Origin of the sequence: Novosphingobium sp., assembly GCF_965228995.1 — a bacterium.
Classification (GTDB): Bacteria; Pseudomonadota; Alphaproteobacteria; order Sphingomonadales; family Sphingomonadaceae; genus Novosphingobium.
Genome location: NZ_OZ245852.1, coordinates 3,727,622 through 3,742,583, shown reverse-complemented (window position 1 = coordinate 3,742,583; position 14,962 = coordinate 3,727,622). Strand labels below are relative to the sequence as shown.

At 66.2% G+C, this 14,962-nt stretch carries 14 protein-coding genes; 1 reads left to right on the top strand and 13 read right to left on the bottom strand.

Translation table 11 applies throughout. The annotated features are described in order from the left end of the window. Window positions 1-4: 4 nt before the first annotated feature. From ACO056_RS17090 to ACO056_RS17030, 13 genes are all read right to left on the bottom strand, one after another. Complete coding sequence (locus ACO056_RS17090) at window positions 5-520, bottom strand: phage baseplate assembly protein V (protein WP_421848989.1); 516 nt, start codon at window positions 518-520, stop codon at window positions 5-7. Beyond that, a complete protein-coding gene (locus ACO056_RS17085; protein ID WP_421848986.1) occupies window positions 517-1,635 on the bottom strand; it encodes a hypothetical protein in 1,119 nt (372 codons plus the stop codon). Before ACO056_RS17085 ends, ACO056_RS17090 begins: the two co-directional genes overlap by 4 nt. Further along, complete coding sequence (locus ACO056_RS17080; protein ID WP_421848983.1) at window positions 1,622-1,942, bottom strand: hypothetical protein; 321 nt, start codon at window positions 1,940-1,942, stop codon at window positions 1,622-1,624. Before ACO056_RS17080 ends, ACO056_RS17085 begins: the two co-directional genes overlap by 14 nt. Further along, a complete protein-coding gene (locus tag ACO056_RS17075) occupies window positions 1,939-2,595 on the bottom strand; it encodes a hypothetical protein (protein ID WP_421848980.1) in 657 nt (218 codons plus the stop codon). The genes ACO056_RS17080 and ACO056_RS17075 overlap by 4 nt, the downstream gene beginning before the upstream one ends. 10 nt (window positions 2,596-2,605) lie before the next feature. Then, window positions 2,606-6,043: a DUF4157 domain-containing protein gene (locus ACO056_RS17070; protein ID WP_421848978.1), complete on the bottom strand. Its 3,438-nt coding sequence runs from the start codon at window positions 6,041-6,043 to the stop codon at window positions 2,606-2,608. Then, window positions 6,040-6,279 (bottom strand): hypothetical protein, encoded by a 240-nt coding sequence (locus ACO056_RS17065; protein ID WP_421848975.1) that lies wholly within the window; start codon window positions 6,277-6,279, stop codon window positions 6,040-6,042. Before ACO056_RS17065 ends, ACO056_RS17070 begins: the two co-directional genes overlap by 4 nt. Then, complete coding sequence (locus ACO056_RS17060; protein ID WP_421848971.1) at window positions 6,276-8,174, bottom strand: ATP-binding protein; 1,899 nt, start codon at window positions 8,172-8,174, stop codon at window positions 6,276-6,278. Before ACO056_RS17060 ends, ACO056_RS17065 begins: the two co-directional genes overlap by 4 nt. Further along, a complete protein-coding gene (locus tag ACO056_RS17055) occupies window positions 8,171-8,923 on the bottom strand; it encodes a DUF4255 domain-containing protein (RefSeq protein WP_421848967.1) in 753 nt (250 codons plus the stop codon). Before ACO056_RS17055 ends, ACO056_RS17060 begins: the two co-directional genes overlap by 4 nt. Further along, window positions 8,920-9,723, bottom strand: a complete 804-nt coding sequence (locus ACO056_RS17050) for a hypothetical protein (RefSeq protein WP_421848964.1) — start codon at window positions 9,721-9,723, stop codon at window positions 8,920-8,922. Before ACO056_RS17050 ends, ACO056_RS17055 begins: the two co-directional genes overlap by 4 nt. Next, a complete protein-coding gene (locus tag ACO056_RS17045) occupies window positions 9,720-10,424 on the bottom strand; it encodes a hypothetical protein (protein WP_421848961.1) in 705 nt (234 codons plus the stop codon). The genes ACO056_RS17050 and ACO056_RS17045 overlap by 4 nt, the downstream gene beginning before the upstream one ends. An 8-nt stretch (window positions 10,425-10,432) precedes the next feature. Next, window positions 10,433-10,954, bottom strand: a complete 522-nt coding sequence (locus tag ACO056_RS17040; RefSeq protein WP_421848959.1) for a phage tail protein — start codon at window positions 10,952-10,954, stop codon at window positions 10,433-10,435. 13 nt (window positions 10,955-10,967) lie between these two features. Beyond that, complete coding sequence (locus ACO056_RS17035) at window positions 10,968-13,031, bottom strand: phage tail sheath family protein (protein ID WP_421848955.1); 2,064 nt, start codon at window positions 13,029-13,031, stop codon at window positions 10,968-10,970. A gap of 408 nt (window positions 13,032-13,439) precedes the next feature. Beyond that, window positions 13,440-14,018, bottom strand: a complete 579-nt coding sequence (locus tag ACO056_RS17030; protein WP_421848952.1) for a hypothetical protein — start codon at window positions 14,016-14,018, stop codon at window positions 13,440-13,442. A gap of 56 nt (window positions 14,019-14,074) precedes the next feature. Between ACO056_RS17030 and ACO056_RS17025 the strand changes: the two genes are divergently transcribed. Further along, window positions 14,075-14,959 (top strand): cell wall hydrolase, encoded by an 885-nt coding sequence (locus ACO056_RS17025; protein ID WP_421848949.1) that lies wholly within the window; start codon window positions 14,075-14,077, stop codon window positions 14,957-14,959. Window positions 14,960-14,962 lie beyond the last annotated feature (3 nt).

The following is a 14,962-nucleotide window of genomic DNA, read 5'->3' as shown; positions in this document are numbered from 1 at the left end:
GCGCCTAGGTGATCGTCAGCGCGCCGCCGTTGATGATCACCGATGGTCCGACCATGGCGATGGACGCGCCCTGGCCGTTTGAAATCACGATGCCGCTGGCCCCGATCGAAATCATCGCGCCCGCGATCGTCTTGATGAAAACCTGCTGGGCCGGATTGTCCGACAGCGTGATGCTGGTGCCGGTGGTGGTCTGCAGGTGGATATTGGGAGTGACCGGCGTGGCCCCGGCCAGCGCCTGGACCGGTAGACCAGCCGGATCGGGCCAGAAGCTGCCGCTCCACACCGGATAGTCGGGATCGCCCGCTTCAAACTCGACCCAGACCATCGACGCTATCGCCGGCAGCGCGACAATGCCCGACATGCCCTTGCCGGCAAATTGCAGCGCCGGCAGGGCCCAGGTCGAAGGGAAGGGGCCATAGCGATCGGCCAGCTGGACCTGGACCCGGCCCTGGTTCATCGGATCGAGATTGTTCAGCACCGTCGCCCGGTACTTGCCGTAATAGCGCGGTCCCTCGCTCATAGCGGCACCGCCGGGACATTGCTGACCAGCCCGTCGCGCTGGAGCTGGAAGGCCTGCTTCCAGCTGCCCCGGCCGAGCGTGTGGGTGACCGAACGGACGTAGTAGAGCCCGTCATGCGCGATCCCGGCGCCGCGCACGCCGATGATCGAGCGCGCGTCGATCGGGGCGCCCGAGCGCACGAGGTCGATGGTCCCGCTGGCCGAAATCGGCTCGGTCCCGCCGCGCTGGGCGAGCAGTAGCGCCATCGCCTTGGGGAATTCATTGCGCTCGGTTTCGACCGGGCGGATCTTGGTCGGGATCAGTGGCCGGGCCGACAGCGGCGGCGCGAGCAGCGAGATGTTGGGCACCGGCACCGGCACCGAGAAGCCGGCGACCTTGACGAAGCCGTAGGGCATCACCGCTGCGTTGCCATCGGCGCTGAAGCTCATCGAATCGATGTTGCTGGCGTGATCCATATCGATTGTGAGTGCCGGCTGCGGAAGGCCCACGCGCAACTTCGGGCCCCAATAGGCGGTGTTGGTCCCCGGTGCCGGGCCGGGGGTGACGTAGAATTCGTAGCCCGCTTCCTTGGCCATCTTTTCGAGATATTCGTAATCGGTGCCCTGCTGGTGGGCGTAGGACTTGATCGGCAGTTCGATCGTGCTGAAGATTTCCGGGATCGGCACGGGGATCATGCCGAACATCGCATATTTGGCGATCAGGGCGCCGACGCGCAGGAATGTCGGCATGCCCGGAAACGGAAAGCCGGTGAAATCGACCAGATCCATGTAGCCGCTGACATCCTCGCCGGTGATGGTCAGCTTGTTTTCGCCGGGGCTCGCCGAAGCGGTGACATCCTGCCGCTTGATCGGGCCATCGGCGAGCACCTTGGGCACGCCATTGATCGTGGCGACGAGGATCACCCGGATCATCGGATCGAAATAGCCGGCCGGCAGCAAGGTGGTCGCGATCGGCGAGGTCTTGGAATAGGTGAAACTGATCTGGAAGCCCGAACGCTGGCCTACCGCCGAGGTGACTTGCGCGCTTTCCAGCGCCTCGATCACGGCGACCGGCACCGGTGCCACCGCGACGGGCCCCATCAGGAGGGTCAGGGTCACACCCCTAAGCGTCGCCATTGTCGCCCATCTCCAGCGGGAGGGGGATGACGATCAGGCGGCCTTCGGGCCCGGCCGCTGTGCCCGGATCGGCATCGCCATTGGCATCGCAGATCCGCCAGTAGAGCTCGGGATCGCCGTAGCTTTGCGCAGCCAGTCCATCGATCCGCTCGTCTCCATCGGCGCGGTGCCGGTCCAGCGCTTGATACCGGGCCATCTGCGGGATGATCCGCCGGGCGAGGTAGCGCCGAGTGGTCCCGTCAGGCAACGTGAATTCGGATTGCGCTACGCCGGCGTAGCGGCTGTTGGGCGGGAACATATCGGTCATGGCACCCCCGTGAGGCCGAGCGCCTGCATGTTGGGCGGCTTGCGCTTGGACAGCGTATCGCGCCGCCGGGCCGCCGCCATGAACAGCTGTGCGCCCTTCGATCCGAACGCCAGATCGTCGATCGAGAGCACCCTGAGGCCGAGCGAGATGCGCGCGCGGATCGGATTGAGCCGGGTATCATAGGCTTCCTCGACCACGCCGAACTCGGTGATCCGGACGGGCACGAGACGGTTGCGGCCGAGCGCGAGCAGAACCATCGGGGAAGGCAGCGGCAGGACCTCCAGCGTACCGGTGCGGGCGAGCGCGTCCGCTGCCTCGAGCGCGGCCGGGTCGGGGGTCAGGATCGCTTCGAGCTCGGCCAGTTCGGGCGCGATCCCGTCCTGCACCGTGGCCTGGTTCTGCTGCGGATGTTCGAGCCGGTCGGTCGCGTCGAACTCGATCTCGAGCTTGATCGTCTCCACCGGCGGCCCGACCAGCCGCAGCCCTTCGAGCCGGTCGCCCGCGTCGATCTTGGCCCCGCGCGGGGTGAGCGAGCGGTGCAGCGTATCGGGGTTGTACTGGAACGCCACGGTCCGCAGCACGAGCTTGCCCTCGCCGTCCATCAGCACGAAGCCGCCGCGCAGGGTCTGGGGGGATCCCGGAAAAGTGGTCATGCCACGCGCCTCATATCTTGTTGCCGACATAGTCGTGGCCGCCCGGCGGGCGGGCGTTGGGATCGTAGTTGGGGTTGGGTTTTTCCTTGTTCTTGCGCCGGTTGATGATGTCCTTGATCAGATCGATCGGGTCCATCTGCGGGAGGGCAGCCTTGTCCTGCGCGCCGGGCATGGCCTGCCCCGACCCGAAACTGGCGCTGAGCTCACCGAAATCGAGCGTCTTTTTGCCAAGGTTCTGGGTGTAGCTGGCGATGTCGAAATCCCACGTGTGCGAAAACAGGCCCCAGGCTGCCGAGGCGGTGACTTCGCCGCCGATCTTCAGCGTGGCATCGAGGCTGAGATCGACCGAGGGCTTGACCCCGACCTTGAAGTTGCCTTGCGCATATTCCCCGGTGGCCTCGGCCTTGGCGTGCGCAGTTGCATCGAGCGAGGGGGTGACGTTGATCCCGCCGTCGAGTTCGGCGAGCCCCATCAAGGCATCGGCGCCGATGTGCGCGCCCAGCGTGCCGTAGATCTTCGCGCCGACCGGGCAATCGAACTTGCCCACCAGCTTGGCCACGACGTTGGGATTTTCCTCGAGCGGGTCGAACGAGCCGGTGATCTTGATCGATTCGACGATCGCGGGGCCGATGTAGAAACCGTAGCCGACGCTCGCGGTCAGCTGGGCATAGACGGTGACGCCGAGGATCGGGGTCGGGACCGTGAACTTCGGGCTCTTGATCTTGAAGATCTCGTGGTTGTCGCGGCCATCCTTCGGGAACCGGTCGAACAGGGTGTAGGGCCCCAGCGTCAGCGAGCCGGTGATGTGCAGGTGGTTCTGCTTATCGAGTTCGACTTCGAGTTCGGGCTTGATCGTGGGCGTGATCTGATACGCGATCTTGCCTTTGCCCCAGATCGCTCCGGTCTCGTCGATATGGGCTTCGAGGCTGCCCTTGCCCTTCTTGTCCTTCGTTTCGACATCGACATTGCCTGTGCCGGAGACTTTTACGCCGCCCCCGGAAAAGCGTTCGTAGACCATGTCGATATGGCCGCTCCAGGTCCGGAAATGGAACCCGCCGCCGCCGGTTATCTTGAGGTAATCATTGCGATAGAGAACCGTCGCCTCGATCTCGTCGACAATCTTGAAGGGCTTTTCCCATTTGCCCTTGAAGCTGTAGGTGATGCTGCCCTCGACCCACTTGGCCTTGAGGTCGAAGACCTTGTCCTTGATTGTGATCTTCGCGCCGCCCTCGGCCTGGATATCGAGCTCCTCGCCTTTCTGCTGCATGACGACGGAGGCATTGATCACCGTGTTCTTGATCGCGCTGCTGGTGATATCGAGCCGCCCCGACCAGCCCTTGTCGGACGCGTAGCGGATCTTGCCGCTGGCCCCTTCGGCGCCGGGAATGCCCGGACCCGGCGTGATGTTGCCTTCGGCGATGAACGCCCCGCCTTCGTATTTGGCGGTAACATCACCCACCACGATCGGCTTCTTCTGCGGCCCCAGTTCAAAGTTCACCGTGCCGCTGGGGACCAGCTTGGGCGCCAGTTGCAGATCGAATTTGCCGCCGGTGAAGCGGAACCCGGGGATCGGCGACTTGAGGCTCTTGGGATCGATATCGCGCGAAAGCGTCATCGTGTTTTGGGTGAAATTGAAGTGGATATCGCCGAGGAACTTGATCCGGGGATAGATAACGCCCGAACCGGTCAACTCGCCCTTGTCGGTGATGGCGAGCGAAGTGACGAAACCGGGGCTGAGGTTGGGATATTCGAACGGGATCTTCCGCGGTCCTGGCGCGATTTCGAACTTGCGGGTTTCGCGCGCGGGATCTGCCGCCGCCGGCTCGCCCCCGCCCGCCGGCGGATTGGCCGCTGCGGGCGCGGCGACTTTCTCGGCCTTGATCTTGACGATGGAATCGGTCGGCTTCAGCTTCTGCATCGCCTTGTGATCGAACTCGCCGATCGCTTCATCGAACTTGCCCGCAGGCCCGGCGTCACTGCGGATGTAGTTTGTCAGCTTGAGGCCCTGCACCACCCGCTCTGCCGCGGTATCGATGGCCGAGATGCCCTTGTCCTTGATGTTGGTGACCGCGTGATTGGGGCCCGACATCAGGTTGACCGGCACGCCTTCGGCGGCCTTGATCACTTTCTCGCTGCCCTTGACCTTGGTGCTGATCAGCTTCTCGATTTCGAAGCTGGGATCGGGTGGCCCCTTGTCGACCTCGACTGCCGTGTAGAAGATCTGGATCTGTGTGGCCTTGGCCCCGCGCATGCCCGGTGCCCGCAGTTCGCTGACCAGATCCTTGACCTTGTTCCACGATTGGCTGCCCGAGGCCGAATTGCGCTTGTCATCGAACAGCTGGAGGTTCGACGGCACGCTGGCCCCGCCCATGTGCTTTTCGACCATGTGATCGACTGCGCAGCCGGCGGCTCTGATCCCCCCGGCCAGTGCGGTCACGAACTTCCGGTTGGTATCGAAGTTCCTGGAATTCGCTCCGGCGGGCTTGTCGAGCACGGCCACGACTTCGGGGTCGGTCGAGGCGAGGACCGCCTTCGACAGCACGGCGAAGCTGGTGTAGCCGTACTTGGCAAGCCACTGCGACTGGTATCCTTCGGAGGACAGGCCCTCCTTGTAGGACGATTGGCTGCCGGTGATGTAGACCGTCGAAACCGCGCCGCCGCGCTTGTAGGCTTCCTGCACCGCATCATTGGCGCCCTTTTCGAGCGGCATCTTGAACACCGGGCCGTGGCGGACGCCGAGGTAGGCCGGGGCGAGATCGGCGGGGTTGCTGTCATTTTCGAACCCGGTCACCCAGGCAGGTACGTTCTTCGCGCTTTGCGTGGTCTGGCCTTGGGGAGCCGTGGCGGCTGATGCCGGGTCTGGGGCTGGATCGGGCGCCGGGGCCGGGTCCGGCGCGGCGGTGGGCGCCGGTTGATCCCCCGGCGCGCGGAACACGGCGGGGGCGCCGATGCGCGACAGTGCGGGGGCGGCGCGTCCAGCGGTAACTGCGGCGGCGGCGCGGTCGGCCTGGCCTTCGAGTTCGGCGTCCGCTGCTGCGGGGAGCGGGCCATCGGCCTTCATCTGGACCCCGCCTTGCTGGACGGTGTGCGCCAGTTCGTGGGCGATCAGTGCGCGGCCCATGGCGGTTTCGGGGCGGTAGTGGCCCTCGCCGAACACGATATGGTCGCCAGCAGCATAGGCCCGCGCATTGAGGTCGCGGGCGTGATCGTGCGCGCGGGCGTCGTCGTGGACGCGGACTTTGCCGAAGTCCTGCCCGAAGCCGCTTTCCATGGTTTGGCGCGTTGCGGAATCGAGCGGGCGGCCAGCGTCGGGGATTGGCGGTGCCATCATCGCCCCGCTTCCGCCGAGGCCGGACTTGGCCTGCACCAGCTTCGCCCCCGCCGAGACAAAGGGCGCAGACGGGGGCAGCACCGGGCTCGGCTTGGGGAGGAGTGCGGCCTCCCTCATGATGGCCGCCTGCCTTGCGCCTGCTGCACGGCATCGAGGATGCGCAGGGCAAGGTCATCGGCTGCGCTGCGCCGGGCAGGCGGTGCAGTGCGGCCCGCGATGGCGGCTTCGAGCGCGGCTGGCAGCGCTTCGGCAAGGCGCCGCGCCTCGATCCGCGAGGCGCCGGTGATCCGCAGCGATCCGATCCGCAGATCGACCTGCTGGCCGGGGAGGCGGGGGAATGCGGCCCGGCTCATTCGGCCGCCTCCAATGTGTGCGGCGGGGTGCCCCAATCGATCCGCGGCATCGGCAGGCCCTGCTTGCGCAGCTCCTCGGCAATCTCGCGCGTGATCAGATCGGGGGTGATCGTCCCACCGGCCTCGGCGGCGAGGAACGCCGCGCCCAGCGCGACCGAACGGATCGCCCCGCCGCTGAGTTGCAGCCCGGCGAGCGCCTGCCAGTTGCTCGCCTCGAGCGGGGCGTCAGGCGGGAAGGCGCGCTGCCACAGCCGGATGCGCTCGGCCCGGCCCGGCAGCGGAAATTCGAGGGCGAAGCGGAAGCGGCGCTGGAATGCGGGATCGATCGCGTGGGCGAGGTTGGTGGTAACCACGGTGAAGCCGCCGAACGCCTCGATCCGCTGGAGCAGATCGCCCACTTCGGCGTTGACGAGCCGGTCGGTGGCATGGCCAACCTCGCCCCGGCTGCCCCAGATCGCATCGCCTTCGTTCCACACCATCACCGCGCCGGTGCGCTCGGCTGCGGCGAAGGCGGCGGCAATGTTCTTGGACGTTTCGCCGATGTACTTGCTGATCACCTGGCTGAGGTCGATGGTCATCAGGCGCAAATCGAGCGCGGCGGCGAGCACTTCGGCGGCCATGGTCTTGCCGGTCCCGCTCGGTCCGGAAAACAGCGCCGCAACACCGCGCCCGCGCCCGCCCATCGCACGGTCGAAGCCCCATTGGTCGAATACCAGCGCAGCATGACGGACATGGCTTTCGATCCGCCGCAACGAGGCTTCGAGCGGTGGCGGCAGGACGATATCATCCCAGCTGTAGCGCGGTTCGGCGATGGTGACGCCGGGCAGGGAGGAGGGCACATGGGCGCGCGCGGCCAGATGCCACAAGGCGCGGGTGGCCGCCGGTGCGCTGCCTGCCCGGTCTATCGCTGGTGCAGCGCGCACCGCGACGGTCTCGATCTCGGCCGTGGAAAGCCGGAACTGCCCGGCGACTTGGGCCAGCCCCGGCCCGAGCAGCGCCGCGCGGCGCGGACCGAGCGCCATATGCCAGCGGTCCAGCTCGGAACTGCGGCTGGTGACGGTGGCGAGCGACCACACCGCGCGGCTGCAGCGCAGCAGCAAGGGCTGTCCGGTCAGCAGCACATGCCCCACCACTCGCTCGGCAAATCCGGCGGTGAGCGGCCCGCTGCCATCCTCGACATCGATTACGAGGGCCGCGCCTTCGATGGCGGATTCGCGGCTCCAGGCCGTCGCCAGCCGCTCGCGCGCTTCGGGATCCGCGGGGATGTCCGAGGAACGCAGCAGCGCCGTTTGCAGTCCAAGCCGGGCGAAGGCCGCTGCTGCGATTTGCGGTTCGAGTCCGATGGCCTGGATGAGCGGCGGCAACTGGCGGTCGGGCGCCGAGCGGAGCGCCTCGGCCAGCTCGGCAGCTAGCGCCGGACTGGCGAGATCGGGATCCGCCGCGAGCAGCGTGAACCGTGCGCTGAGGCCCGGATCGCGCGGCGCGGCTGCGCTCAGCCGGTCCGCCAGCGCTTCGGTAAGCCACAGCCGCGCATCGATCCGGGGCGTATCGCTCTCGCACTCGACCAGCGCAAACCGGCGCAGGCTCGCGCCCGCCGCAAGGCTTTGCCCGGCAAGATCGGGGAGGAGCCGCTGCGCCAGCCACAGCGGCAGGCCGCGCCGGTTGTCACGGGTCTGGCCTTGTATCGCGGTGGTCACCGGTTCGCTGAGGCCCGCGCAGTCGAGGACCGCGATCAGGGCGGCTTCGGCCGGATCGAGCACAAAGCCCGGGACGATCCGCGCCATCGCTGCGGCTTGCGGTGCGGCTTCCAGCCACGCCACAACCGCCCGGCGCTCAAGCGGCGCATTCTCGGCCAGCGCGATCAGCAGGGCCTGCTCCAGCACCGACCCGCTCATGGCAGAGGATCCAGGATCGAGAGCGTGATCGAGGCGGCGTCCGCATCCTTGGGGTTGGCGCGCGACCTGACGGTGAGTTCCATATCGACCACTGGCGGCCCGTCGGGCGTGCTGACCTCGGTATCGAGGAACGTGGTGGTGACAAGATAATAGGCGCTCGGCCGGATCGGCGATTGCAGGGCCGACCACAGCTTGGTCGACATGTCGATATCGAGGGGGTTCTGGCTGATCTTGATGCTTTCCGGGTGCTGGCGGACATCCCACAGCGGCTCGCCGGTCAGCTGGTCCATCGGGTCCTGCGAAGGGTTCGGCGGCGGGGTTGCGTCGAGGATCGCAAAGACATCGGCGCGTTTGACGATAGCGCGGCGGTGGAACGCCGTCATCGCGAGGCCCAGCAGCGTTTCGCGCTCGAGCCCCGCTCCGGTCGCGGCCAGCAGGTAGTGCAGATCGAGCACCAGCGGCATGCGGGCCGAAGGGCTGCCGTCGTTCTCCTGATAGGGCACCGCCATCGAGCGATAGGCCGCGTTTGGCGCGACATGGTGCATGTATAGGTAGACCGCGCTTGGCTCCTTGTCGGCGACCGGACCATTGCCGCCGCCGCCCGCAGCCGCGCTGGTCGGCGAGGGGCGCGGCGGCGGTGCGATCAGCACGGATGGCGGAACTTTCGGGTTGTAGGCCGCGGTCAGTTCCTGCTCGATCATCGCCTTGAGCACGTAGGTCGTGGCGGGAATGGCAAACATTGCGCTCATCGCCGGTCTCCCGGCATGCGCAGATAGTCCTCGAGCGTGATCACCGGCCCGGGCCGTTCGCGCTGCCGCGGCGGCGCGGCGGCGGCGCTATCGCCGATGCGGATATCGAGCCGGTCGATCGTGATGACGATGGGCGCGGGCGCGCTGGCGGGTACCGGCTCGGCAGCAGCTGCGGCCTGTTCGGCCTGCGCCATGAGAAGGACTGCGGGCGTGGCCTGGGCGGGGAGAGCGCGTGTGTCCGGTTCTGCAGCAAGCGGACGCGGGGCGGCGATGAGCGGCGGCTGGCGCTCGCCGATTTCGGGGGCCGGCGGCGCTGAAGTGCGATCATTCGCGGCGGGCGCAAGCGCGGTGACGGGCTGCGCGGGCTCGGGCGGCGAAGCGTGTTCGGCGGCATCATCGCTGCGGCGAACCGGACGGGCGTGCAGCGGTTCGGTCTGCGCTGGTGGCTGCTGCTCGGGTGGGGCGCCCGGTTCGTTCCTCGCCGCCTGGCCCATGATGTCCTGCGGTTCGGGCGCTAGCTCGGCCGATGTGGCAGGCCGGGCCGGGATCGGCGAGCGGGCCGGCGTGGCCGCCGGTTCAGTCTCGGGTTGCGGCGCATCGGCAGCGCGGGGGCGGCTGCGCGGTGCCTCGATCAGCGGGGGCGGAGTTTCGCTTTCGACCTCCTGCGGGGCCGGCCAATCGTCCTCGCCAGCCGCTTCGCCTTCGAACGGCAAAGGCATGCGCGGCTGCGCGGCAATGGCTTGCTCGCGAGCACCGCCGGTGCCTGCGGCGCGGGCCAGAGCGGACCAGTAATCGCTCATCGCGCGCTCTCCTGATCGAGCGAGCGCGGGCCGCGCCGTCCGGCAATCAGCTCCACGTAGCGTGCGCGCCGGGCGGCTGGCAGGGCCACGATGGCTTGCTCACTCCAGCCGTAAGCCGCCGCGATCACGTCGATGTCACGCAGCAGCAGATCGGCCGTGCGGGTCAGTTCGGCGACGACGAAGTCTTCGAGCACCACGTCGGCGCTGAGGGGACTGCCGCAGACGCTGCAATCGGAATCGATTTCCAGCCGGGCGAGCGGATCGAGTTCGTCGAACCGTTCGCCGAGCGCGGCGAGGTCATGGGGGGCAAGTTCCAGCCCGGGGTCATCAGCGCAGCGGCGCGCCACGGCGAGCGGATCGGAGCCAAGCGCCTCGATATCGGCCATGGTCGGCAGGCGGAAGCTGCGCCCGGCAAAGTCGATCCGCGCGCCCGGGGGTGGTTCGGGCAAGGCCTTCATCGCGCCCAGAGGCAGGATGAATTCATTGCTGGCGGCGCACGACGGACACACGACATGCGCTTCGACCGGGCGGTCGACCCATGTCTCGAGCAGAGCGATCAGCCGGCGGTTGCGCTGGCCAAGCGTGTCCCGCGCCAGTTCGGCAGCGGCGAGACCCAGCGAGGCCGCCAGCCGGTGTGTCACCGGCCCGGTCCCGCTAGTCCGCCAGACGTCCAGCAGTTCGAGGAGTTCAGGCCTGCCCATCGGCCGGATCAAGGCTCAACGAAGCTAGGCTCTTTGGGCTCCGTCACCGCATAGTCACGTTCCCAGCCTTCTACTTCCAGCTTGATCTTGGCAATCGCGACCGCGTTGGCATTGGCGTCGAGATCTGGGAGTGACTGGTATTCCGAAACCCAGCACCGGTAGAGGTTGTAGGAAATGACCGTCTGACCCGCCTCGTTCATCAGCTCGATGATGATATCCTTGCGGAAATCGGCGAGCGAGACTTCGCCGCCCAGCGAGGACTGGAAGTTCCAGACCTTGTTGGCCCACTGTTCGAAATCGGAATCATGCGTGACCCCGCGTTCGAGCGTGACGGCGTCGAACTCGGTTCGCCCCGGCGCCTTGAAGCTCGTCGACGGATCCCCGCCCGAGCGGAACTTGGTCACTTCGGTCGTACGCTTGAGCGTCGATACCTTCGAGACCCCGGCGACGTAGCGGCCATCCCATTTCACCCGGAACTTGAAGTTCTTGTAGGGATCGAAACGCTGGCTGTTGACGACAAACTGTCCCATGTTCGCTCCCTCCTCAGGCGGCCGGTTGCACGATTTGGCGAAGGCTGATCACGACGAATTCAGCCGGCTTGAGCGGGGCGAAGCCCACTACGATATTGACGATGCCCTGGTTGATATCGTCCGGGCTGGTCGTGCCCGCATCGCACTGCACGAAGTAGGCGTCGCGCGCGGAGACGCCCTTGAAGGCGCCCAGCCGGAACAGCCCGTGCATGAACGTGGTGGTGTTGAGCCGCAACTGCGACCACAGCACTTCGCCATTGGGCTTGTGCACGGCCCAGCGCAGCCCTTCGCTCAGGCTGCGCAGGATGTAGTTGGCGGTGCGGATCACCGGCACGTACTTCCACTCGCTACCCACCGCGTTGGCCCCGTCGTAAGTACGCGAGCCGTAGCTGACGACGCCGTAGAGCGGGAACTTGCGGATCACGTTGACCCCGACCACGTTGAGCGTGCCGTGTTCTGAATCGGATAGCTCGATTGCCGGTCCATAGGCGCCCGAGACCACCGCTTCGGTACCGGCGGGGGCTTGCCAGACGCCGTATTGCGCATCGGTCCGCGCGAAGATCCCGGCCATGGCGCCCGAAGGCGGACGCTCGGCAATCGTTCCCGGCGCAAGCGGATCATCGACGCGGATGTTCGGGAAATAGAATCCCGTGCTGCGCGCCGAAGCGGGTTCGAGTGACAGCCGGCTGACCTTGAAGGCCTCGGCCGACCCGACATCGCTGACATCCGGTGGCGGATCGAGCAGCAGGAAGGCAAACTTGAGCGAGCAGATCCGCGCCGCCTCGCTGTAGACCGACAAGGCGTTCGTGTGGTGCAGCATCGTGGGATTGGTCGGCGCGGCCCGGACCAGATCGGGCAGGCACAGGATATTGAAAAACGGATCCGGCGTTTCGAGTTCCAGCACGGCGTTCTTGAAATCGTTGTCCGCGGGCTGCCCGCTCGCATCGCCGGCAAGGCCCGCCACCACGCTCGCGGCGACGACCTGCGAACCGGCAGCTGGCAGATAGGACCCGCCCAGCCGATAGCGCGACGGATTGGTCACTTTGGCCGCGCCGGTGATGCATTCGACGAGGAACGAGGTCCCGCCGCCGGGCGCGGCAAGCGTCACCACGGCATCGAGCAGGCGGTTGTCGCGCGCCGGGCTGCCCGGCTGCGAGGTCCGCAGCCACAGGTACTTGCCCCCTTCGCAGATCGCGGCAGAGATCTCGACGCCTTTCATCTTGGCCGCGAGCGCCGGATTGCTGCGGATCGCCAGATTGACCGCAGTCTGCAGCGCAAAGGCGATGGAACGCGGATTGGTCGGCTTGGGGGTGTTGACGGCGAAGATCTCCACGTCGGGAATCGAGACCGCAAGCGCGGCCTGAACGGTGCCCCCTGCATCGCGCACGGCGATATTGACTGTCACCTTGACCGACCCGGCGAAATTGCCAGCCATCGGCATGGCGACGAGTTCGTAGACCGTGCCGGTCGTGACGGGCCGTTCCGCGTTGATGGCGGTCGGCGGCATATCGAGCTTTACCAGCCGCGATCCCGTCGCTTCGTCATTGACGACATCGAGCGCGAAGCGGGCACTGTTCGATGCGACTGACAGCCCCGAGAACCGTTCGACAGTTCCGCTTCGGGCATCGATTACCGACAGGTTGAACAGTTTCTGCTGGGCCGAAGTGGCGCTGAAGGGAAAGGCGCCGATGTCGAAGCTGTCGATTTCGACATAGAGGTCGTTGCTGGCGTCGCCCGAGCTCAGCGCCTCGATCGAAATCGACGTATTGGCGCTGCCATCGCGCTGCAGCGCGGTCTTGGCCGGTAGCGCTCCGCTGGCTTTGACGCGCTTGATGATCGCTTCGCTGCCGCCGTTGGCAAAGAAATGCAGCACGCCGTAAGAGAGGTTGCTGGTCTGGCTGAGGCCGCCGAACAGGCGCTCGAACTCGCCGAAGCTCTGCACCCGGGTGAGGCGGCTATCGATCCCGGAAGCCGTCGGCCCAACGAAAAGCGCGACCGAAGTGGCCGCGCCGGAAATCGAACGCACCCCGCTGGGGACGAGCTGGGTGTAAATTCCGGGATGCTTCAATTGCAACATCGGCATGGCTCCACCTGGGCGGGCTGCGCGAAAATCCGGTCAATTGGGAGCCGGAAACAAGTCGGCAGGCGCGATGACAGACAAAACGAACCGCCTTTTTATAAAAAGGCGAAGTCGGTAGCTAGAAGTCAGCGACCTTTTTCGTTTTTCTTGAGCGCAATGCGTAGTTAACGGCTTCGGAAACGGCGTTAACTAAAGTCAAGTGCATAGAGAATCGGCTTAGATTCGATTGGATCAAGGTATGAATATGGCAAAACGAGTCAATGCATGATCTCGTTTCATCGGCGAACGCGGCAAGGTTTGCGGCAGGCCGAGTGAAACCGGGGCGAATTACTTCGGCCACCCGGGTGGGAGGGGTTCGCTATCAGGAAAATTTGAACGGGGGGCGAGTCGCGGCCCCCTCAACCATCAGGTCGGGGAGGGGAGCGATATCCTGCAGGCGCCCTGGTAGATGTGACCGGGGTCAAAGCGCGACAATTCCGTGGCGCGCAGCATGAACAGGTTGGCGGTGCCTGCTGCGGGATCGATGCTGCTGATCACGATGGCGTTGCGCAGCTGATCCTTGATGAAGCCCATGGTTTCGACCCGCTCCGGCCAATAGTCCACGACCTGATCGAACTGGGCCTTGTGCTGCGGGGCGATGTGATCCGGGTCCGACAGGATGCGCGAACCTTCGCGCACTTTTTCGGGCGTCTCGTTGATGTCCGGCGGAGGGGCCGTGCGGGCAGGGCCGCCAGCAAGCGCGAAGACGAAGCGATGGTGGCTGTCGAACTTGAGATCGGCGGGTGTCTGGGATTTGCTGGCGTCGAAATTCGTTACATGGCCGACATCGCAAGTAAGCACACGCTCAGGCAGGACTGCCGGTGCCGCCGACGCGGTTGATCCCAAAGCGCCCAAAAGCGAAGCCAGCAGCAGGCCGCGACCCAAATACATGTCCGAATAAACCCCCGGATTCGGCGAGATCGCCGTCACGAGGCCATTGACCACGAATGTGTCAATCGGGTGAAACATTGCCGGGCCATGCGCACATTAAGGAGGGCTTAATGGTCGAATCAGGAAGGTTGCGCGTGTGGTCGTTCATGCCGGGTTTGCTAGTCCTCGGCTGGATCATGCTGGGCCTACTCATGTTTGGCCCTGCTCCTGCCCATGCGCAGGACGCGAGCGGCGCGCGGCGGTTTGCGACCGGGATGGCCTCGCCTTTGTTTTCGGCGCCCTGGGGGAGCGAAGCCGCACCTGCAAACGAGACGGGTTCTGCGGATAGTGCGACGCTTGTCGCGTCCTCCCGCTTCGTCCCGGCTGTCGCGGCCGGGGACCAGGCGCGCGCGGTCGACTGCATGACGGCGGCGATTGCCTATGAAGCAGGCTACGAGCCGCTTGCCGGGCGCGAGGCTGTGGCGCAGGTGATCCTCAATCGTCTGCGGGAGCCACGCTTTCCCAAGACGGTCTGCGGCGTCGTGTTCGATGGATCGCAGCGCCGGACCGGGTGCCAATTCACCTTTACGTGCGACGGATCGCTCGCGCGGCGGCTGCGCGGCGACGTGCTCGATGCAGCGCGGGTCACCGCCGTCTCGGTCCTTGACGGGCTGACGCCCGACCGGGTGCGCGGCGCGACGCATTATCATGCCAACTACGTCAATCCCTACTGGGCCTCGACCGGCCAGGTGACTGCGCGGATCGGTGCGCACTTGTTCTACCGCATGCCTGCCGATGCGGGGCGGCTTGCGGGAGGGCCTGTTATCACGCGCGGGGAGAGCGGGCTGGCGGCGGCTGCGCTGGCGCCCGCGCTGATGCCGACGTCGCGTTCAGCAGGGCGCGGGCACGGGCGCATTGCGGCGCGCCAGCCAGCGGCGGCGCCTGCGCGGTTGTTTGCGCCGTGGGGCCTTGCGATGACAGGAATGAGTGCCGGCGCAAACGCGCAGGAACCCTGAAAC